Annotated in this window: 17 protein-coding genes; 14 read left to right on the top strand and 3 right to left on the bottom strand. The window is 37.1% G+C overall.

What is annotated here, in order from left to right; all coding sequences use genetic code 11:
• Positions 1 to 80 precede the first annotated feature (80 nt).
• Both A1704_RS05290 and A1704_RS05285 read right to left on the bottom strand, forming a co-directional pair.
• Positions 81 to 803 (bottom strand): hypothetical protein, encoded by a 723-nt coding sequence (locus A1704_RS05290; protein WP_062671138.1) that lies wholly within the window; start codon positions 801 to 803, stop codon positions 81 to 83.
• A gap of 13 nt (positions 804 to 816) precedes the next feature.
• A complete protein-coding gene (locus A1704_RS05285) occupies positions 817 to 1,506 on the bottom strand; it encodes a hypothetical protein (RefSeq protein WP_062671136.1) in 690 nt (229 codons plus the stop codon).
• Positions 1,507 to 1,614: 108 nt separating this feature from the next.
• On the opposite strand from A1704_RS05285, the gene A1704_RS05280 reads away from it, so the two are divergent.
• The 8 genes from A1704_RS05280 to A1704_RS05245 all read left to right on the top strand — a co-directional run bounded on the left by A1704_RS05280 (position 1,615) and on the right by A1704_RS05245 (position 14,352).
• Entirely contained in the window at positions 1,615 to 2,445 is an 831-nt protein-coding gene (locus A1704_RS05280) for a CPBP family intramembrane glutamic endopeptidase (protein ID WP_062671134.1), read from the top strand.
• A gap of 41 nt (positions 2,446 to 2,486) precedes the next feature.
• Positions 2,487 to 3,062, top strand: coding sequence for an RdgB/HAM1 family non-canonical purine NTP pyrophosphatase (rdgB, locus tag A1704_RS05275; RefSeq protein ID WP_262916991.1), 576 nt, complete (start codon positions 2,487 to 2,489; stop codon positions 3,060 to 3,062).
• A gap of 67 nt (positions 3,063 to 3,129) precedes the next feature.
• Entirely contained in the window at positions 3,130 to 4,044 is a 915-nt protein-coding gene (locus tag A1704_RS05270) for a ribonuclease Z (RefSeq protein WP_062671132.1), read from the top strand.
• 7 nt (positions 4,045 to 4,051) lie between these two features.
• A complete protein-coding gene (locus A1704_RS05265; protein ID WP_062671600.1) occupies positions 4,052 to 4,822 on the top strand; it encodes a TIGR02757 family protein in 771 nt (256 codons plus the stop codon).
• 11 nt (positions 4,823 to 4,833) lie between these two features.
• Positions 4,834 to 5,400, top strand: coding sequence for a DUF1003 domain-containing protein (locus A1704_RS05260; RefSeq protein WP_062671130.1), 567 nt, complete (start codon positions 4,834 to 4,836; stop codon positions 5,398 to 5,400).
• 193 nt (positions 5,401 to 5,593) lie between these two features.
• The gene (locus A1704_RS05255) at positions 5,594 to 7,954 is read left to right on the top strand and encodes a choice-of-anchor L domain-containing protein (protein WP_062671128.1); all 2,361 of its coding nucleotides are present in this window, start codon (positions 5,594 to 5,596) and stop codon (positions 7,952 to 7,954) included.
• A 168-nt stretch (positions 7,955 to 8,122) separates the two neighbouring features.
• Positions 8,123 to 11,707 carry a choice-of-anchor L domain-containing protein gene (locus tag A1704_RS05250; protein ID WP_062671126.1) on the top strand — a complete coding sequence of 1,195 codons (3,585 nt, stop codon included), beginning with the start codon at positions 8,123 to 8,125 and terminating at the stop codon, positions 11,705 to 11,707.
• A 287-nt stretch (positions 11,708 to 11,994) separates the two neighbouring features.
• On the top strand, positions 11,995 to 14,352 hold the full coding sequence (locus A1704_RS05245; protein ID WP_062671124.1) for a choice-of-anchor L domain-containing protein: 2,358 nt from the start codon (positions 11,995 to 11,997) through the stop codon (positions 14,350 to 14,352).
• A 125-nt stretch (positions 14,353 to 14,477) separates the two neighbouring features.
• Here the strand turns inward: A1704_RS05245 and rsmA are convergent, their stop codons facing one another.
• Entirely contained in the window at positions 14,478 to 15,248 is a 771-nt protein-coding gene (rsmA, locus tag A1704_RS05240) for a 16S rRNA (adenine(1518)-N(6)/adenine(1519)-N(6))-dimethyltransferase RsmA (protein ID WP_062671122.1), read from the bottom strand.
• Between the two features lie 91 nt (positions 15,249 to 15,339).
• Here rsmA and A1704_RS05235 point away from each other — a divergent pair, with 91 nt between their 5' ends.
• From A1704_RS05235 to A1704_RS05210, 6 genes are all read left to right on the top strand, one after another.
• Complete coding sequence (locus tag A1704_RS05235; RefSeq protein ID WP_062671119.1) at positions 15,340 to 16,239, top strand: cell division protein FtsX; 900 nt, start codon at positions 15,340 to 15,342, stop codon at positions 16,237 to 16,239.
• A 2-nt stretch (positions 16,240 to 16,241) separates the two neighbouring features.
• Complete coding sequence (locus A1704_RS05230) at positions 16,242 to 16,538, top strand: DUF3098 domain-containing protein (RefSeq protein ID WP_062671117.1); 297 nt, start codon at positions 16,242 to 16,244, stop codon at positions 16,536 to 16,538.
• A gap of 111 nt (positions 16,539 to 16,649) precedes the next feature.
• Entirely contained in the window at positions 16,650 to 17,468 is an 819-nt protein-coding gene (locus A1704_RS05225; RefSeq protein ID WP_062671115.1) for an undecaprenyl-diphosphate phosphatase, read from the top strand.
• Positions 17,469 to 17,488: 20 nt separating this feature from the next.
• Complete coding sequence (truB, locus tag A1704_RS05220; RefSeq protein WP_062671113.1) at positions 17,489 to 18,187, top strand: tRNA pseudouridine(55) synthase TruB; 699 nt, start codon at positions 17,489 to 17,491, stop codon at positions 18,185 to 18,187.
• A gap of 272 nt (positions 18,188 to 18,459) precedes the next feature.
• The gene (gene rluF / locus A1704_RS05215) at positions 18,460 to 19,182 is read left to right on the top strand and encodes a 23S rRNA pseudouridine(2604) synthase RluF (protein ID WP_062671111.1); all 723 of its coding nucleotides are present in this window, start codon (positions 18,460 to 18,462) and stop codon (positions 19,180 to 19,182) included.
• 221 nt (positions 19,183 to 19,403) lie between these two features.
• Complete coding sequence (locus A1704_RS05210; RefSeq protein ID WP_147367631.1) at positions 19,404 to 20,576, top strand: YncE family protein; 1,173 nt, start codon at positions 19,404 to 19,406, stop codon at positions 20,574 to 20,576.
• Positions 20,577 to 20,598 lie beyond the last annotated feature (22 nt).

The following is a 20,598-nucleotide window of genomic DNA, read 5'->3' as shown; positions in this document are numbered from 1 at the left end:
AATTAGACAGAATAATAGAAGGATACTCAGGTTTCAGAATGATGAATATAGCTGTGAAACGGCCAATAGCTGGCTTTTCTTCAATGCAGCTTATCAACTATTATTTTTACGAGCAACATAAAAACATACACCAGTCCGGCAGCAATCAGGATAACAAGGGCTGCTATGATATATTCAAATATCCCAAATTCTGTTTTTTGTGGTTCTGAACTGAGATTGTACTGATCAATCGCCTGTTGACTTATTCTCAGATCCGGACGAAAGTGTTGAATCCCTTTTAGAAAATGATGGTATAGATCATATTGGTTACTTAAAATTACCAGTTCAAAATTGAAATCAACACGTATTGGTCCAATTTCTCCTGCTTTATTTTTCAGGTAGATCTGCAATGTCGTTTTGCTATATTTTACGTTTTGGGTATTGGATACATGTACATCGGTGGATGAGTTCTGAGCTGGCTGAAGTTCATGATATAATATGGTTTCAATGATTACATTTCGGTTGTTATAGAATGTTACTCCTTTTTCATCTACAATGGCTTTTCGTATCTTTTGCTTTTTTCTGTAAGTTAAAGCCATTATCAAAGCGATACAACAAAATATAAGAAGCAGTTGTGCAATAATAAGCGTGAAAAAAATGCCCAGATCCTGTTCTAAATATTGTCTGAAATTATTGTAAATAAGATTGAAAACAACCCCGATTACTACCATAATCAGAATGACAGCGATCCAGAGAATTCCCATTAGAAAATAAGTAATGGGTTTGCTGATTTTGGATTCTATGGTCTGGAACTTTTCAATCATATTAATTCTTAGCCTAAGTTAACAAAAAAACAAGCCCGCATATAAGTGCTGTAATAACAAGTGCTGCCAGAAATAAAAGCCAGCCTCCCAAAGAAATCCCTTTACTGTTCACTTTCCATGTTTCCGTATCAATAGAATAGCTGCGGAAAACGAGAGGATCTATCTTCAAATCAGGACGGAAAGTGCTGATGCCGTGTAGAAAATGGGCATACAAAGCAGATTTGTTTCTTACCACTCTCAAAGGGAGATTCATATCAATACGTCTTAGAGTTTCTTCTTTTTTATCTGATAAGACTGTTACCTCCAGTAAAGGAGTGATTCCTGATCCTACCGGATTGACTGTGTAAATATCAAAATCCTGTTTTGAAGGCCGGAGATCTGTGTAGAGGATCTGATCTGCAATTTCATTTCTTGAATTATAAAATAAGAGGCCGGTTTCATCAACCACAATTGTATGGGCCGGCTTTTTCCTTTTAATAATATAACGGATCGCAGGAATCAAAATCAACAATGAAAGTCCCCAACTGATCAAGGCAGGGTACAGCATAGCTTCAAACCCTCTTCTGTAAATTCCGTAAGCAGGACCTAAAACAAAAAGCAAAACGAAAGAAATAAACATCACAAAGAAAAGAGCATTCAGAACAACAGTCGTCCACCTGTTGGTTGCAGACTCAAATCTTTGGAATGAAAATTCTGTATTCATTTTGTGATGTTCATGGATAAAGGAACGAAAATAAGAAATTCCTTTTTTAGTTGCCTGTAGCAGTCAAAAAAATTATCTTTGTTTCTCATAAACTTTTACAGAGAAAGGATGGAAAATAGCAAATATCCGAAGTTTACGTTCACATGGTTTGGCGGTGTTGTTTTGGTAGTTGGATTATTCGTGGGAACAATGGCCGTTTCTTTATTCAGCACTTTCTGGAAGGTTGTTTTCAGAGAAAATATTGAATTGAAAGACTGGTTTCTGATGGTAGCAAATTCTGTAGGATTTCTTACAGCTATTGCTTTCTTTGATTTTTTCATTGTAAGACGTACTACTCAAAAGAGGCTTAACTTCAACTTTTCATCGGTTAATTTTTCTACCTATCTTCTCATCTTTCCAATGATGGCGGGGATGATGTTTATTTCCGAATTTATTGCCGCTCAGATCCCAACCACAGGACCGTTTTTCGGTGACTTTTATGAATATTTTATCCAGCTGATGAGCCAATTGACAGATAATCCTGTTGTAATGATTATCATGACGGTAATCATGGCTCCGATTTTTGAGGAAATTATATTCAGAGGAATTATCCAGAAAGGATTGATCAATAAAGGAGTAGAACCATGGAAGGCGATTCTGTATGCTTCCATAATTTTTGGCGTGGTTCACGGAAATCCATGGCAGTTTATCAGCGCTGTAATGTTGGGCTGTGTACTGGGATTGGTCTATCATAAAACAAAGTCTTTGCTGATGCCGATATTACTGCATGCGTTTAATAATTTAACCCTGTCGCTATTGGTGCTTTATGGTAAAGATGAGAGTTTTGCAAAGGTTCTTCATATTTCAGAATGGCTTGTACTGGCTGTTGGAATTGTACTTTTCTCTTTGTTCTATTATCTTTTTATGAAAAAGTATAAAATACATTATGCTGAAATGTAAGTAACCCGATTAAAAAAATAAAATTGAAAATGAATATAGAAATGGAATTATTAGTAGCTACACACAACGAACATAAAAAAGAAGAAATCCAACAGATCCTGGGAAGTGACTGCGTGGTGAAAAGTCTTACCGATTATAATATTCACGAGGAAATTGTAGAAGACGGAGATTCTTTTCATGCCAATGCCCTGATCAAGGCCAAATATTGCTTTGAAAAAACTGGGGTTCCAAGTTTGGGAGACGACAGCGGTTTGGTAGTAGAATCTTTGGATGGAAGACCAGGAATTTTCTCAGCCCGTTATGCCGGAGATCATGACTTCGCAAAAAATATCGAAAAGGTATTGGAAGAAATGCAGGGAATTGAAAACAGGAAGGCTTATTTTGTGACGGTTCTTTGTTATTATGATGAAAATGGCGCTCAATATTTTGAAGGCAGAGTTCATGGAAATTTACTGACAGAAAATAAAGGTTTCAAAGGTTTCGGATATGATCCGATTTTTGTTCCTGAAGGATATGAAAGAACTTTTGCAGAAATGGATCCTGAAGACAAAAATAAGATCAGCCACCGTAAACAGGCATTAGACCTATTTATGGATTTTTTAAAAGTAACTGATTAAGTTTAAATATCAGGACGAAATCCCATTTATATTTTCTGTTGTACATTTGTTATCATAAATTATTGATTTGAGTACTTATTTAACAATATTAGGTTTTAACTCTGCGATTCCGACCATCAATACATCACCCACAGCACAGCTGCTGGAAATGGAAGAAAGACTCTTCCTGATCGATTGTGGAGAAGGTACACAGGTACAGCTGAGAAAGGCAAAAGCAAGATTTTCAAAAATCAATCATATTTTTATCTCCCATCTTCATGGAGATCATTGTTTCGGACTTCCGGGGCTTATAGCCTCTTTCCGTCTTTTAGGAAGAGATATGCCCTTGCATGTTTATGGTCCTAAAGGAATTAAGAAGATGTTGGAAACCATTTTTCAGATTACAGAAACCCACCGTGGTTTTGAAGTGATTTATCATGAACTGGATAAAGATTATTCTGAAAAAATATACGAGGATAACAGGGTAGAAGTATACACTATTCCTTTGGATCACAGGATTTACTGTAATGGGTATCTTTTTAAAGAAAAACCGAAAGACAGGCATCTTAATATGAAAGAGATTGCCAAGTACAGCGAAATTGAAACCTGCGATTATCACAATATCAAAGCAGGGAAGGACTTTGTACTAAGCGATGGTTATGTCCTTAAAAATGAAATTCTAACTGTTGATCCGGCTCCATCGGTATCCTATGCATTTTGCAGTGATACCCGTTATCTTGAAACTGTGATTCCTATTATTAAGAATGTAACGGTTTTGTATCATGAATCTACATTTTTACATGATCTGAAGGAAATGGCAGATTATACAGGCCACACCACAGCTTTGGAAGCAGCTACCATTGCTCAGAAAGCTCAGGTTGGAAAACTGATTTTAGGTCACTTTTCCAACAGATATGGAGATCTGACAGTATTTACTGATGAGGCAAGAGAAATATTTCCCAATACATTTTTACCAAAAGCATTGGAAAGTGTAAAGATTTAGAATGAATATGTTGAAATTTGAAGAACTGAGAGATTTTCTCAACGAAAAAGCAGATCAGTATAACGCTCCTGATTTTATTGAAAATGACCCGATACAGATTCCGCATCGCTTTTCTTTAAAACAGGACATTGAAATTGCAGGATTTCTGGCAGCAACAATTTCCTGGGGAAACAGAAAGTCCATCATTAATTCTGCAGATAAAATGCTTGATATTATGGGAAATTCACCCTATGATTTTGTCATGAATTATTCAGAAAAAGATCTGGAAAGTATTCAGGATAAAAGCATTCACAGAACGTTCAACGGACAGGATTTTTCCTATTTCATCAGACAGTTCAACAGAATTTATAATGAAAATGAAAGCCTGGAAAGTTTATTTAAAGTAAAAGAATCAGAGAATAACTTTCTCCACGCTATAGAAAGATTCAGAAGTGGTTTCCTGGAAACAGAGAAGCACAGAAGCCATAAACACATCAGTTCACCTTATAAGAATTCCTCTGCCAAAAGGATTATTATGTTTTTGAGATGGATGGTGCGTAAAGATAAAAGGGGAGTAGATTTTGGCATCTGGAAGAATATAGACCAAAAAAATCTTTCCATTCCACTGGATGTGCATACAGGAAACATCTCCAGAAAATTAGGCTTGGTTTTCCGAACACAGAATGATTGGAAAACAGTAGAAGAGCTTGATATTGCCATCAGAAAATTTGATGAAAAAGATCCGGCAAAATATGACTTTGCATTGTTTGGATTAGGAGTAACAAAGGAACTGTTGTAAAAATATAAAGGATGAAAAAATATAACGAAAAAACAGAAGTTCTTGAAAAAATAGCAGACAGCATTACATCTTGGATAGGATCTATTCAGTCCCTGATTGTTCATACTCTGCTGTTCCTTACCTCGTTTTTACTTCCGATGCTGAATATCGTTGATTTTGATAAAATGCTTCTGATTCTTACGACCGTACTTTCCCTGGAAGCTATTTATCTGGCAATCTTCATTCAGATGTCTGTGAATAAAAGCCACGAGAAAATTGAAGATATACAGGAAGATATTGAAGACATTCAGGAAGATATTGAGGAAATCAGCGAGGATATAGAAGAAATCAGCGAAGACATTGAAGAGATCAATGAAGATATTGAAGATATCCAGGAAGACATTGAGGAAATCAGCGAAGATATTGAAGAAATTAACGAAGACGAAGATGAAGAAGACCACAATGAAAGAGCGAAAAATGTAATGCTCAAGAGTAATGTGAGCTCGAACAAAAACGAAATAAAAGCCTTAAAAGATATTATCTCTCAGTTGCAGAATGAAATAGACCAGTTGAAAAAAGATGATAAAGAACCGGAATAGTGGCCGTTAAAGTTTAAACAGATCAATACGTTGATCTGTTTTTTTATGGATTAATTTCTGTTCAAAATGATTTGCGGAAAATGTAATAATAAGAAAAAAATGTTATGAATCTACCTGCTGGATTATAAAATAGTAATGTTAAAGGCTGATTTGGTATGATTATTTTTGCTACATTTGAACAAATGAAAACAAAATGTTAATCTATAGACTAAAAAACTATTTTTTCCTTTTTTCTTTTTTATTGATTTCTGTTTCTGCATTTTCTCAAACGAGACCTGTCAGAAAATCAGAAAGAATAAAACCTTCTGCCGCCGCTCTCAGGGCCGGAGCATTTATAGATGTGAATGTACCGCCTTACACCCCTTCAAATTATACTCCCGAGCAGTTGGTAAAGAATATTTTGATCAATGGCGGTACCAATTGTACAACAGCCAATGTTACCAACGTTACTGTATCTCCTAATCATGATGTGACAAACAGCAACAGATTCTGGGGGTATTTTCATAAAGGAACTACAAATTTTCCTTTTACGGATGGGATTGTCCTTACTACAGGATATGCATCTGAAGCTGGAAACAACTATGTAGCCGCTGTAGGACAATCAGTAGGAACAGGAAGTGATGCGGATCTTGTAGCCGCTACCGGAGCCAATGTAAGTTTAACCGATGCGGTAGCCCTTGAGTTTGATTTCGTTCCGAATTCAAACCAGGTGAAATTTAATTACATATTCGTTTCTGATGAATATACTTCCAATTATCCATGTCTGGGCTATTCTGATGCCTTTGCTCTTTTATTAAAGAAAGTCGGAGATCCTACCTATACCAACCTGGCTGTATTGCCGGGAGGTGCCGGACCTGTAAGTGCAACCAATATTGTTCCTGCAGGAAATGGATTCAGCTGTGGGCCAATTAATGCAGCTTTTTTTGGAGCACTGGCAAATCCACATTTAGTAATCAATTATTTTGGAAGAACAACTCCTTTAACAGCTGTGGCAGACGTAATCCCAGGACAAACGTATCATTTCAAAATGGTATTGGCAGATGCCAAAGACCCGTCTCATGACTCAGCAGTTTTCTTAGAAGGAGGATCTTTCGACGTGGGAATTAAAATTGTAGACGAAACAGGAGTTGTGTTACCAGGTACTATCAACATGTGTGATAATACTCCGAAACAGTTAAAGGCACAGGTAGCAGCAATTCCGGGAATGACTTATCAGTGGTATAAAGATGGAGTGGCTATTCCAGGGGCAACAAGTGCTGTGTATGTAGCTACCCAACCGGGAGTTTATACTGTAAAAGTAATGGTCCCGGGAAATCAATGTCCAAGTGAAGCTACTATTACCATTATCGGAGGAACGAGCCCTACCGTACAGAATGCTGAACTTAAACTCTGTACTACACCTGCAATTACCAGTTTTAATCTGGAAACAGCAAAACCTTTAATCAGTACAACGCAGGGAGCAGTATTCCGTTTTTATGCAAATCAGGCCGATGCACAGGCTCAAAATAACAGCTACATCACTAATCTCACAAACTACTCAGGAACAGATGGACAGATATTATACGTATTGGTTTCCAATGGAGCTTTCTGTAGTAAGATTGCAACATTAACTTTAAGAAAAGAAGAGACACCAACGGCTTTACTTACCGCACCAAGATTGAAAATCTGTGCCGGAGAATCTGTTTTGCTTACAGCTACAGGCGGTGTAACCTATGAATGGAGTGATTCAGCAGCCACTACCGGAGGAATCAGAACGGTAAGCCCAACTCAAACTACTACCTATACTGTATATGCTATCGGGGCACAGGGATGTAAATCTCTTCAACCGGCACGTATTACCATTGAAGTAGTTCCGGCTATCGTTTCCAACTTAAAAGGAGGACATATCTGTCAGGGTGATAAAATTATTCTGGATGCAGGTTCTGGTCCAGGATATACGTATCAATGGAGTTCTGGTGAAACAAGTCAAAGTATTACAGTCTCTACACCTGGAGAATATTCGGTAACGATCAGTAACGGAGTTTGTTCAAAAGAGTTCAAAACTCAGGTTATTAAGGCCGTGATCCCTGAAGTGATAAAAGTGGATTATAGTGAGAATGGAGTTATGATCGTTACAGCAAGTAATCCAAGTAATGGTATCCTGGAATATTCAGTAGATAACGGGGTTACATGGCAGTCTTCAAATGTATTTAACAATGTGCCTAAAAATAAAGTCATTTCGATCAGAGTTAGGGTTAAATTTACCAGTTGTGTAGGTTTCCTTGAATTCTTTACATTCGTGATGAAAAATGTAATTACTCCAAACGGTGATAATATTAATGATGTCATTGATTTCAGCGGTGTGGTTAATTATAAAGATTTCAGCGGACAGGTTTTCGACCGATATGGAAGAGAAGTGTTCAAAGCAGCGAAGATCAATCCATATTGGGACGGATATTTCCAGGGTAAAAAGCTTCCTACTTCTACCTATTGGTATCAGGTAACCTTCGAAGATCCTGCAAGTAAAGAACTTACTGTAAAAACAGGATGGATATTACTTAAAAATATAGAATAATTTAAACTATAACTGAAAGACTGACTATTTCGTCAGTCTTTTTTTATTATTTTAAAATAAACAGAGTTGATATTCTAATATAAATAAATTTGCGTTAGTAATAATGTAAATTGTGTTAACTTGAATTTCAATCAAAAAAAATAGTATTTTTGTTCAAAATAATATAAAATGTTAAATAGGAGGAGAGGAAATTTATTTTTAGCGTTATTTTTAGCTTTCATGGGGAACTTTGTTTTGGCTCAAAATAAAGGAAGGGTAGAAATTGCTGCAAAACCTAAAGCTGCTTCTTTGAGGGCAGGTGTTTTTATAGATGTAAATGCACCTAGTTACCCGGAGTCCGGCTATCCTATAACCCAGCTTATAAATGATGTGCTTATATCAGGAGGCTCTACTTGTACCAGTTCAACGGTAAGCAATGTAACCGTTTCTCCTAACTTGTCTGCCACCAATCAGAACCGTAGCTGGGGATATTTTAATAAATCAAATACCAACTTTCCTTTTAGTAAAGGGATTATACTTTCAACCGGATATGCCAATAAAGCAGGGAATACTTTTCAAGGAACATTAAGTGATGATCTGGGAACCGGAGGAGATGTAGATCTTGCGAACGCTTTAGGGATTGCTAACAATAACCTAACCAATGCAACCTCTATAGAGTTTGACTTTGTAGCCGCCTCTACTGAAATTACTTTCAGATATTTGTTTGCTTCTAAAGAATATCAGCAAAACTTTCCATGTACTATTACAGATGGTTTCGCTTTGCTGTTAAAAAAGGCATCTGATCCTACTTATACCAATCTTGCAGTGCTTCCGGGCGGAGCAGGACCTGTAAGTGTAACGAATATTCACCCGCAATATCAAAACTGCGGACCTAAGAATGAAGCCTATTACGGAGGAACCAATACCGCTCAGATTGAAACCAATTTTAACGGACGTACTATTCCTCTGACAGCAAAAGCAACTGTCATTCCCGGGCAAACCTACCATTTTAAAATTGTGTTGGCGGATTATCAGGATCCCAACTTTGATTCAGCAGTATTTCTTGAAGCAGGATCATTTGATATCGGGGTGAAAATCCTGGATCCGGCTGGCGTGCAGCTTCCTGATTCTGTTAATATGTGTGATAATACGCCACAGACTTTTACAGCCTCTGTACAGGGACCTAATATAACGTATCAGTGGTATCAGGGTACCACTCCGATTGCAGGAGCTACCAATGCAAGTTACACGGCAACAGCACCGGGGGTATACACCGTTAAGGTTTTCATCCAGGGGAATACCTGTCCGGGGGAAGCTACTATTACAGTAGTTGGCGGAACATCTCCTACAGTACAGAATGCTACATTAACAGCCTGTTATGCTGCCGGAAATGCAACTTTTAATTTAACATCAGCACAAGCTTCAATAAGCACCACACCGGGAGCTGTGTTTACCTACTATACCACATTGGCGGATGCTAATGCAGGAAATGCAAATACAATTCCTAATCCAACAGCTCATCAGAGTGCAGGTGGAACGGTGTATGTGAGAGTAGCAAACGGTTTCTGTGCAAAAGTAGCACAGCTGCAATTGGTAAAGGCGCCACAAATGACGCCTACTATTGCTCCTCCGGCTGTACTTACCTGTGCTAACTCTCAGACTACACTGGATGCTTCAGCCTCTGTTTATCCGGCAGGAGCTACTTTCAACTGGACAACTACAGGAGGAAATATTGTTTCAGGAGGAACTACTTTAAACCCTGTCATTAATGCGGCAGGAACATATACTTTAACTATTACAAAAGTTTATCAGCCTGGAAATATCAGCTGTACCGCTGTAGGAACTGTAACTGTAACAGGAAACAGTGCCCCGCCAGTTACCGGGCTTACAGCAAGCAAAATAAAAATCTGTAAAGGAGATTCTGTAACACTTACCGCTTCAGGCGGGGCTACCTATAACTGGGGTAATGGCCTTACAGGAAACGGAAGTACACAGGTTGTTTCACCTACTGTTACCACTACTTATACCGTAACAGCAGTAGGTGCAAATGGTTGTGTCTCTCAAAACCCTGCAACGATAACAATAGAAGTTTCAGAGCCTTTTACAGCACAAAATGCAACACTGCATAAGTGTTATCAGCCAGGATTAACTTATAATCTTACTGAAGCTCAGCCTCAGATTACAACTACTGCAGGCGTTACTTTTACTTACTATATCAATCAGGCTGATGCCAATGCAGCTAACGGAAACTTTATTGCAGTACCTACAACATATACACCTCCCGGAGGAAGCCAGACTATTTATGTATTAGTAAGCAATGGAGGCTGCAGCTATGTAGTATCTCTGCAATTATTAAGCACAGCCCAAACTACTCTTACTATTGCTGCACCACAAACAATTACCTGTACAACTCCTCAGGTTACTATCAATGCTTCGGCATCAGTAGTTCCTGCAGGATCTACAATTGCCTGGACAACAACCGGAGGAACTATTGTATCAGGAGGTAATACTCTTACCCCTGTTGTAAGCTCTGGAGGAACTTATACTCTAACGGTTACTAACATTTCACAACCAGGAAACCTGAGCTGTACATTTACTGCTACAGTAACAGTTCAGGAAGATAAAGTACAACCGGTTGCTGCATTGGTTTCATCACAACCTCGTATTTGTGTGGGAGAATCAGTGACGTTGACTGCTTCCGGAGGGGTAAGCTATAACTGGGGCAATGGTCTTACAGGAAATGGAAATACTCAGGTTGTTTCACCTACTACAACTACTGTGTATACGGTATTTGCAGTTGGAGCTAACGGATGTATTTCTGCAACGCCCGCAACTGTTACAGTTCAGGTAGGACCACCTATAGCAGGTCTTACAGCATCTAAATTAAAAATCTGTGAAGGAGAATCTGTAACATTAACTGCCACAGGAGGGATAACTTATAACTGGGTAGGACTTACAGGAAACGGAAACACACAGGTAGTGACGCCTACCGTAACAACAGAGTATTCAGTATATGCATTAGGAGGAAACGGATGTAGCTCTGTGAATCCGGCTAAAGTTACTATTGAAGTAGTTCCGGCGATTGTTTCTACCTTAAAAGATGTATTTGTCTGCGCCGGAGATAAAGGAACTCTGGATGCCGGGGCAGGACCCAACTATACTTATGTATGGAGTACAGGAGCAACGACTCAGACGATAACCACTAATATTCCCGGAACGTATTCTGTGATAATCAGCAATGGGGTTTGTTCCAAAACATTCTCTGCACAGCTTATTAATCCTGATCTGCCACAGTTTACCAATATTGTTTATGATAACCATATTCTTACACTTACGGCAAGTAATCCTACAGGTGGAACTTTAGAATATTCTATAGATGGAGGATTGACATGGCAGCCATCCAATATATTTACAGGTATTTTGAATAATACGATGTATTCTGTAATGGTAAGAGTGAAAGGTGCCAAATGTGGTACTTCACTGGATTACTTTACATTTGTTATCAGCAATGCTATTACTCCAAATATGGATGGTGTAAATGATACCATTGACTTTACTGGAATCAGCGGATACAAAGACTTCGCAGCTTCAATTTTCGACCGATACGGGGCGGAAGTATTTAAAGCAAGTAAAGGTAATGTTATATGGACAGGATCTTTAAAAGGAATCAATCTTCCTACCGCTACTTATTGGTATAGGGTACAATGGGAAAATCCTGCCAGCAAGAAAATGGAACAACGTTCAGGTTGGATTCTCTTAAAGAACAGAAACTAGAATTTACTAAAATAAAAAATCAACAACAAAATCTTTCAGCAATGAAAGATTTTGTTGTTTTTAGGAATAAAGATTGTTGCGTTTTGTGAATTATTTGGAATAGGGGAGGAATATGTTAAAATATTTTGTAATACAATGCTACCACACTATTTATGATTTGTCCGAATAGGGATTGATTAATGAAAATTTACTGTAAGAGGTTCTTATTTTGTTTTTTTGTGGTAAAAAATATAAATATGTATATGATATATTTAAAAAAAAATTAAATTTGTTGAAACAAAAATATTATGAGAAGATATCTACCGCTTTGTTTATTTTTTTTAGTCATCTCGACTTTTTTATTTTCACAAGATCTGCCTCCGCGAAAACAGGCAAAAGAAATTCCTTCAAATCTATCCGGAAGGGCTGGTGCTTTTATTGATGTGAATGCTCCGCAGTATCCTGAAACAGCTTATACTATTGAAAAAATGGTTAAAGATGTATTGATCTCATCCGGGACCAATACTTGTCTTACTCCCAATGTAACCAATGTGAAGATTACACCTAATCATGCTGCAAGTGAGGCAAACAGAGCATGGGGATATTTTCATAAGGCTGCAACCAATTTTCCGTTTAAAGATGGACTTATTCTTTCCACAGGATTTGCAAGAAGAGCTGGTAACACCTTTGAGGGTGGCCTTAGTGATGTGAACGGTGGAGGATCAGATGCTGACCTTGCACAGGTGATTGGGGTAGTGGAAAGCAGATTGAATGATGCTGTGCTTTTGGAGTTTGACTTCGTTCCAACCACCTCTCAGATTAAATTTAATTATCTGATTGCCTCAGAAGAATATACAGGCTCATTCCCTTGTACCTTTGCAGATGCATTTGCCATCTTATTGAGACCTACTTCAGGTGGACCTTATGTAAATATGGCTGTACTTCCGGGAGGAGCAGGACCGGTAAGTATTACCAATATCCACCCTGCAATTGCAGGGAGTTGTGGTGCCGTAAACGAACAATATTTTGCAGGATATAACACCGGGAACGTTGAAACAAATTTTAACGGAAGAACGATTCCATTGACTGCTACGGCAACCGTAGTAGCAGGACAGCAATACCACTTTAAAATGGTAATTGCCGATTACAGTGACCATAGTTATGACTCTGCAGTATTCCTTGAAGGTGGATCTTTCAATATCGGAGTAGACCTTTTAGATCCTGCAGGAACCAAATTGCCTTCAGATATCAATGTATGTGATAATGTCCCTCAGGTAATTACAGCTTCTGTAAATGACCCTAACCTTGTATATCAGTGGTTCTATAACGGTGCACCAATACCTAATGCAACGACTAATACAATTACTGCAATACAGCCTGGTACTTATACTATCGAAGTAAGTGTTCCAGGTAATCCATGTCCGGGTAAAGCTTCCATACAGATTCACGGAGGAACAACACCTCAGGCTCAGGATGCAACATTGCTGCTTTGTACCACACCGGATATTACTACTTTTGATTTAAGTACAATTATGCCTACCATCAGCCCAACGCCTGGAGCTATCTTTAAATTCTACGAAAATCAGGCAGATGCTGTTGCACAGAATAACAACTATATTCAGACTCCTTTAAACTATAATGGTAACGATGGACAGATTTTGTATGTTTTGGTTTCCAATGGAGGATTCTGTAGCAAAATTGTAGAACTGACATTACAGAAAGAAGCAACCCCAACCGCTAAAGTGAAAGCTTCCAGAATAAAAATCTGTCCGGGAGAATCTGTAACTCTTACTGCTGAAGGAGGAGATACTTATCTTTGGAGCAATTTTATGGGAACAGGGAATATGCAGACCGTTACTCTGTATCAGACTACCACATTTACAGTATATGCAATTGGAGCAAAAGGATGTAAATCTCTGAATCCGGCAACAATTAGAATTGAAGTGACACCAGAAATTACCTCTACATTGAAAGATGTTGAAATGTGTGTAGGTGATGTTGTAACCCTGGATGCAGGAGCTGGTGACGGTTATAAATATCTTTGGAGCACAGGTGCTACAACGCAGAAAATTAATGTGAATCAATGGGGTATTTACTCAGTGGAAATTGATAACGGTATCTGTAAGAAAGTTTTTGAAGCTAAAGTAATGGGAGCAGCAACTCCTTTCGTTACCGCTTTAAATTATGAAAGTATCAAAAAGTCAGTAACAATTACAGCGGAAAACCCGCCAATGAACAATACACCAAGTACTTTGGAATATTCTATTGACAATGGTATTACATGGCAGGCTTCTAATGTATTTACTAACCTTTTAGATAATACAAACTACACTGTTTTAGTAAGAAGAGTAGGAACGCATTGTGTGGGATCTCTTGAATTCTTTACATTGCAGATTAACAATATCATTACGCCGAACGAAGACGGAATCAACGATGTACTGGATCTTAAGGCTCTTGGAGACTTTAAAAACTTTACAGGTTCTGTGTATGACAGATATGGAGTAGAAATGTTCAGATTCTCAAAAGAAAATCCTACCTGGGACGGAACAGTAGGTGGTAAGAGACTTCCTACAGCAACATACTGGTATAAATTCAACTTTGAGTATCCAAAATCAAAAGCTCAGATGAACTGGTCAGGATGGATCATGCTGAAGAACAGAAACTAAAATTGATAATGTACTATAAAAGAAAGCCTTTCGAATTTATTTGAAAGGCTTTCTACTTTTAACGAATAAGGGTACTTTATTCAACAAAAAAAGCTCCTGATAGAGGAGCTTTTTATAATAATTGTCTATTGATTTTCTTTCCAGAGATTCGCAAAGTGTATAAAATCTGCAACACTAAGTTCTTCCGCTCTCTTATCTAAAAATTCATGTCCTTTTAGGGCTTCAGGAATGTTTAATGATTTCAGAGCATTAGAAAGCTTTTTTCTTCTTTGGTTGAAACCTGTCTTAACAATCTGCTTAAACAGAACCTCATTGCCTGCAAGTCCTTCTTTAGGGTTTCTTGTAAGTCTGATGACTCCCGATTTTACTTTTGGCGGAGGATTGAAGACGTTCTCATGTACCGTAAACATATAAGATACATCATAATACGCCTGTATCAGAACAGAAAGAATACCGTAATCTTTAGTTCTGGGAACAGCAGCCGTTCTTTCAGCAACCTCTTTCTGGAACATTCCCACCATTTCCGGGATCAATTGGTAATGATCTACAATCTGAAACAGAATCTGTGACGAAATGTTATAAGGGAAATTTCCAATGATAGCAATCTGATCGTCTTTGATAAAACTGAAATCCTGCTTCAGGAAATCTCCTACAAAAGTTTCTTCCGTTACTTTTTTATAATTGTTTTTCAGGTATTCAATAGATTCTGTGTCTATTTCTGCAAGGTAAATGTTCTGATCCTTTTCAAGAAGATATTTGGTAAGAACTCCCATTCCAGGGCCTACTTCCATGATGTTGGTATAGTTCTCAAAACTAAGACCTTCTACAATTTTTCTTGCGATATTTTCATCTGTCAGGAAGTGCTGTCCAAGATGTTTTTTTGCTTTTACACTCAAAGTTTTTTATGATTTTATTAACAGTGATTTTCTTTATTTCGTCCCAAATTTCGGAAGATTTTTTCTATTTTAGCCAAAAATTTTAATATTAATGGCTAAATCTGTAGATGAATTTAATAAGAAAAGGCTTCGGTCCAGCAATATTACAGTAGTGATAAGTATTGCCTTAGTGTTATTTTTGTTAGGATTAATGGGGCTTATTCTGATTAATGCCCAGAAGTATTCTGACTATATCAAAGAACAGTTGGTGGTGAATGCCTACTTTGATGAAAACTATGACGCTAAAGATTCTGTAAAAATTGCAAAACTTGAGGAAGAAACTTTTAAAAAGGTACAGTTATTAGCTCCTGTAAAAAAAGCGACTTATATTTCAAGGGATATGGCGGCTAAAGAAGCCAAAAAGAGTATGGGAATCGACAGTGATGCATTGTTCGAAGAAAATATTTTCCCTTCCTCTATTGAAGTAGCTTTAAAACCGGAATTCGTAGATCCAGCAAAAATTGATGAAGCCATCAAAGAGATCAAATCTGTTCCAGGGATTATCGATGTTAAAAATGACAGTACTTTGATGGTAGATGTTTACAATAACCTAAGCAGAATTCTGAAATGGATTTTAGGATTTTCGATTCTGTTTCTGATATTGGCAGTTGTATTGATCAACAACTCTATCCGTCTGAAGATATTCTCGAAGAGATTTATTATTAAAACAATGCAGTTGGTAGGAGCGAAAAGAAGATTTATCCTTAAACCTTTCATTGTAGAAGCTATTATTCTGGGAGCTATCGGTTCTGTAATAGGTCTTATTGCGTTAGGTGGAGTCTGGTATTATTTCACAAGTCAGATTGGTTCAGCTTTCGTGCAGGACAACAATCAGTACTTCTGGTTAGTTATCCTGGTACTTGGAGTAGGAATTTTTATTTCTGTGTTAAGTACAATTTTCGCTACATGGAGATTCTTAAAATCAAACGTTGACGATTTATATTACTCTTAATAATGAGCAAAAAAACAAATAAATTTTCCGCTTCAGACTTTGGACATGAAGCTGAAGTACCACAGGAAAACACTTTCTATTTCGGACAGCAGAATTTCAAATGGATGCTGATCGGATTAGCATTTATTGTAGTAGGATTTCTACTGATGATGGGACCTGATGCCAATACTGTAGATGGAAAATTTGATCCTAACTCATGGAATGATGGGATCTTTTCTATCAGAAGAATCAGAATAGCACCTCTGTTTGTTGTTATAGGATTTGCAATAGAAGTGTACGCGATCTTAAAAAGAAAATAAATAAAATAATTTTATTTAAGGATTAAAAAATTTAAGAATTGAAAGATGTAAGCCAATGAGCTGATTTTTCTAATTCTTAAATCTTTTAATCTTTTTAATTTTTAAAAGAATATGGATTTAATCAAAGCAATTATTATTGCCATTGTAGAAGGCTTGACGGAATATCTTCCGATTTCCTCTACAGCACATATGGGATTTACTGCGAATCTTATGGGGTTGGAAGAAACAGAATTTTTAAAAATGTTTCAGGTGTCTATTCAGTTTGGAGCTATTTTATCTGTGGTAGTAGCTTATTGGAAAAAGTTTTTTGACTTAAATAATATTCAGTTCTATTTCAAACTTGCATTTGCAGTCGTTCCGGCTTTGGTGTTGGGATATTTATTCGATGATAAAATTGAAGCCGTTCTTGGGAACCAGATTGCGATTTCTTCTGTACTGGTGTTGGGTGGTGTAGTTTTATTGTTTGCCGATAAATGGTTTAAGAATCCTAAGATTGATGATGAAAAAGGAATTACGATAAGAAATGCTGTTACCATTGGTTTCTGGCAGTGTCTTGCAATGATGCCGGGTACAAGCCGTAGTGCTGCTTCCATCATTGGGGGAATGGCACAAGGTCTTACCAGAAAGGCTGCTGCAGAATTCTCTTTTTTTCTTGCAGTTCCTACCATGCTTGCGGTAACAGTGTACTCAGTTTTTGTTAAGACCTGGGGAAAAGAAACCGCAAATCCACAGAAAGGATATGAAATGATTATGTCTTCACAGGATCACATTATGATCTTCGTGGTAGGAAATATTGTAGCATTTATTGTAGCACTTATTGCCATTAAAGCATTTATTGGTGTGCTTAACAAATATGGATTCAAACCTTGGGGCTGGTACCGTATTTTTGTTGGAGTTGCCCTGTTGATTTATTTTTATTTCTTTAAATAAGAAATCTTTTATACCCATTCATGACTGCTGAAGAACTGAAATCAGGATACATTTTTTTATTGGATAAGCCTTTGGACTGGACTTCTTTCCAGGCTGTCAATAAAATGAAATATAAACTTAAGAGGGAGTTTGATCTTCCTAAAAAATTTAAAATCGGACACGCCGGAACTTTAGATCCCAGAGCAACTGGGCTTCTTATCGTCTGCTGTGGAAAATTTACAAAGAAAATTCCTGAAATTCAGGATGCTCCCAAAGAATATTGGACAGAGATCAAGATTGGTGTACAGACAGAATCCTATGATACTGAAAAACCTGAAATTCTTCAACAGGATATCTCGCATATTACTGAACAACAGGTAAAAGAAGTGTTGGAAAAATTTGTTGGAGAAATTGAACAGAAACCACCTGTTTATTCGGCTATTAAAATTGATGGTGAAAGAGCATACAACCTTGCCAGAGCTGGTGAAGAAGTGGAAATGAAAGCAAGAAAAACAACGATCCATTACATCAAGGATATTAAAATTGATTTTCCTGTGGTGAGTTTTATGGTAGGATGTTCAAAAGGAACCTACATCAGAAGTCTGGCCCATGATATCGGGCAGGAATTGGGAGTAGGAGCTTATCTGACACAGCTGAGACGTACCAAGATTGGTGACTATGCCATTGAAGATGCTACAGATCAGTTCCTGAATAATGAGTATAGATTTGAAGGTCTGTAAAAATTAAACCAGCAATTCTCAGGATATTGAAAATCATACACCATCAGGAAATATTGATTATGGTATTACTTTCATAAGAATATCATTTTCTTCCTAACTTTGCATTAGGAAATACTGAAAATACAAGTTTCCTATTCAAAAATATTGAGCCCGAAGGAGGAATCGTTTTCAAATCACATAAACTGAAAGATGGGATGATGATTTTTCATAGATTTAAGCTATGGAACCCCCGATTTCAGTAATAAAAATTATACCGGCTACGGAAAAGACTAATGGAAAAAACGCGTATCAATAAATATTTATCGGAAGTGGGATACTGTTCAAGGAGAGCAGCAGATAAACTTTTGGAAGAAGGAAGGATCAAGATAAACGGGAAAATTCCTGAGTTAGGAACCAAAGTTTCTGATGAAGATCTTGTAGAAGTAGATGGAAAACCGATCAGAGAGCCTCAGGAAAAACCGGTGTATATTGTTTTTAATAAGCCGGTAGGAATCGTTTGTACCACGGATACAAAACGTGAAAAAAATAATATCGTAGATTATATCAATCACCCCAAAAGAATTTTTCCGATCGGAAGACTGGATAAACCAAGTGAAGGACTTATTTTCTTAACGAGCGATGGTGATATCGTTAATAAAATTCTTAGAGCACGAAATAACCACGAGAAAGAATATCTTGTTCGGGTAGACAAACCTATCACACCAAGATTTTTGGAAAAAATGCGAAACGGTGTTCCAATTCTTGATACCGTGACTAAAAAATGTGAGGTAGAAAAGATTGATGAAATGAATTTCAGAATTGTTCTTACTCAGGGACTGAACAGACAGATCCGAAGAATGTGTGAATATCTTGGATACGAAGTAAAAAAACTTAAGAGAATCCGTATCATGAATATCAAACTTGATTTACCTATCGGGAAATGGAGAGATATGACGGATGAGGAACTGAATACACTTAACTCCCTGCTGGCAGATTCCAGTAAAACAATTGATTAAAAATATCTAAAATACTTAACGGTTTTTAATTTCATGCTTCCTTGTATTACCTATGGGAAGCATTATTTTTTAATGTTATTTATTGTTTTTTCACGTATTGGTGTAATATATTTTATTTTTCAGTGAAAATGTTTTATATTTATAATATTAACAATAATAGCCTGAAAATCATGAAATTAAGTCTTAATTCAGTTCTAGTATGTATTACTTTGGTAATATTAGTGAGTTGTCAAAATGATAATCATTATCCGGATCATCCACATGATTCTTCATTTTACATTGATTACAGAAGTTTAAAAGGATTACCAGACGGAATTGCCGTTATTGAACTTGATCCTGAAGCACCCAATTTTGGAAATATAAGCAGTAAGCTTGAATTAGGTGTCGGTGTATTGCCTCACCATATTTATTACAATCAAAATGCCAACAAAATGTTCACAACTGCTTTGGGAGGCAGTTATCTCTACGAAGTAAAAACCGGGCAAGACCAAAACGGACAACCCATATTATTGAACGCAATTCCTGTTGATACGGGTGAGAATACGGTAGGCGAAAATTTATTTTTTACCAATGACGGAAGATATTTTATGACCTTTATGGGTGGAGCAGGAGGTCCAAAAGACGGAAGTATAGGTGTTTTTAACGCGGCTAATAATAAGCTTATCAAAACGATTAAAGCACCCATTCAGACTAACCCCAATAAGTTTATCATGTATCCACACGGTATTTCCATCAATGAGGAAAAAGGACTGATGATGGTATCATCCACTATTCACCCTGATCTTACTACCGGAATGGGTAATACCTGTACTTTATTAGATCTCAATACTTACGAAATAAAGGAAACCTATCAGGTTGCAGACTCTCCAACTGATTTATCTGCTCCTGTAGAAGTCTTGTTACTGCGCGGAAAGTTCCCGCAATATGCACTTGCTACTACAATGCTTGGTGGAGATATCTGGATAGCTCCCTATAATGCTATAACCAAAAAATATGATGCTTTTACTAAGATTTTTGACGGAAGCACAAAAGGTTTAGGCTGGGCACTTGAAATGTATATTGATGATACCAACAAATTGTACGTGAGTTTTGCAGAACCTGGAAAAGTACTTGTCTTTGATATTAATAATCTTCCTCAACTAAAGCTTTTGAAGACTCTGGATGCGGATAAAGGCGCACATCATATGGCTTTCTTTAAAACCAAATCAGGAAAAGAAGTTGTAGCAGTACAGAATAATTTATTGGATCTCCCCAACTTAAATTCCGGTACGATCAGTATAATTGATATTAATACGGAAAAAAAATTAGGCACAGTAGATTTACGTAATAAATATGGAATACTGCCGGAATCCATTGAAGGGACTAATGGTCCAAGCAACTACATGCATCACTAAAATCGAAGATATTATTTTGCAG

It is taken from the genome of Chryseobacterium cucumeris (assembly GCF_001593385.1).
GTDB lineage: Bacteria > Bacteroidota > Bacteroidia > Flavobacteriales > Weeksellaceae > Chryseobacterium > Chryseobacterium cucumeris.
The sequence above is the reverse complement of the archived record's forward strand: the minus strand, read 5'-3'. Positions and strand labels throughout refer to the sequence as shown.

Coding starts and splice junctions, on each gene's coding strand:
- A1704_RS05290 (WP_062671138.1), bottom strand. CDS start 803: ATGATTGAAAAGTTCCAGACCATAGAATCCAAAATCAGCAAACCCATT.
- A1704_RS05285 (WP_062671136.1), bottom strand. CDS start 1,506: ATGAATACAGAATTTTCATTCCAAAGATTTGAGTCTGCAACCAACAGG.
- A1704_RS05280 (WP_062671134.1), top strand. CDS start 1,615: ATGGAAAATAGCAAATATCCGAAGTTTACGTTCACATGGTTTGGCGGT.
- rdgB (WP_262916991.1), top strand. CDS start 2,487: ATGGAATTATTAGTAGCTACACACAACGAACATAAAAAAGAAGAAATC.
- A1704_RS05265 (WP_062671600.1), top strand. CDS start 4,052: ATGTTGAAATTTGAAGAACTGAGAGATTTTCTCAACGAAAAAGCAGAT.
- A1704_RS05260 (WP_062671130.1), top strand. CDS start 4,834: ATGAAAAAATATAACGAAAAAACAGAAGTTCTTGAAAAAATAGCAGAC.
- A1704_RS05255 (WP_062671128.1), top strand. CDS start 5,594: ATGTTAATCTATAGACTAAAAAACTATTTTTTCCTTTTTTCTTTTTTA.
- A1704_RS05250 (WP_062671126.1), top strand. CDS start 8,123: ATGTTAAATAGGAGGAGAGGAAATTTATTTTTAGCGTTATTTTTAGCT.
- A1704_RS05245 (WP_062671124.1), top strand. CDS start 11,995: ATGAGAAGATATCTACCGCTTTGTTTATTTTTTTTAGTCATCTCGACT.
- A1704_RS05235 (WP_062671119.1), top strand. CDS start 15,340: ATGGCTAAATCTGTAGATGAATTTAATAAGAAAAGGCTTCGGTCCAGC.
- A1704_RS05230 (WP_062671117.1), top strand. CDS start 16,242: ATGAGCAAAAAAACAAATAAATTTTCCGCTTCAGACTTTGGACATGAA.
- A1704_RS05225 (WP_062671115.1), top strand. CDS start 16,650: ATGGATTTAATCAAAGCAATTATTATTGCCATTGTAGAAGGCTTGACG.
- truB (WP_062671113.1), top strand. CDS start 17,489: ATGACTGCTGAAGAACTGAAATCAGGATACATTTTTTTATTGGATAAG.
- rluF (WP_062671111.1), top strand. CDS start 18,460: ATGGAAAAAACGCGTATCAATAAATATTTATCGGAAGTGGGATACTGT.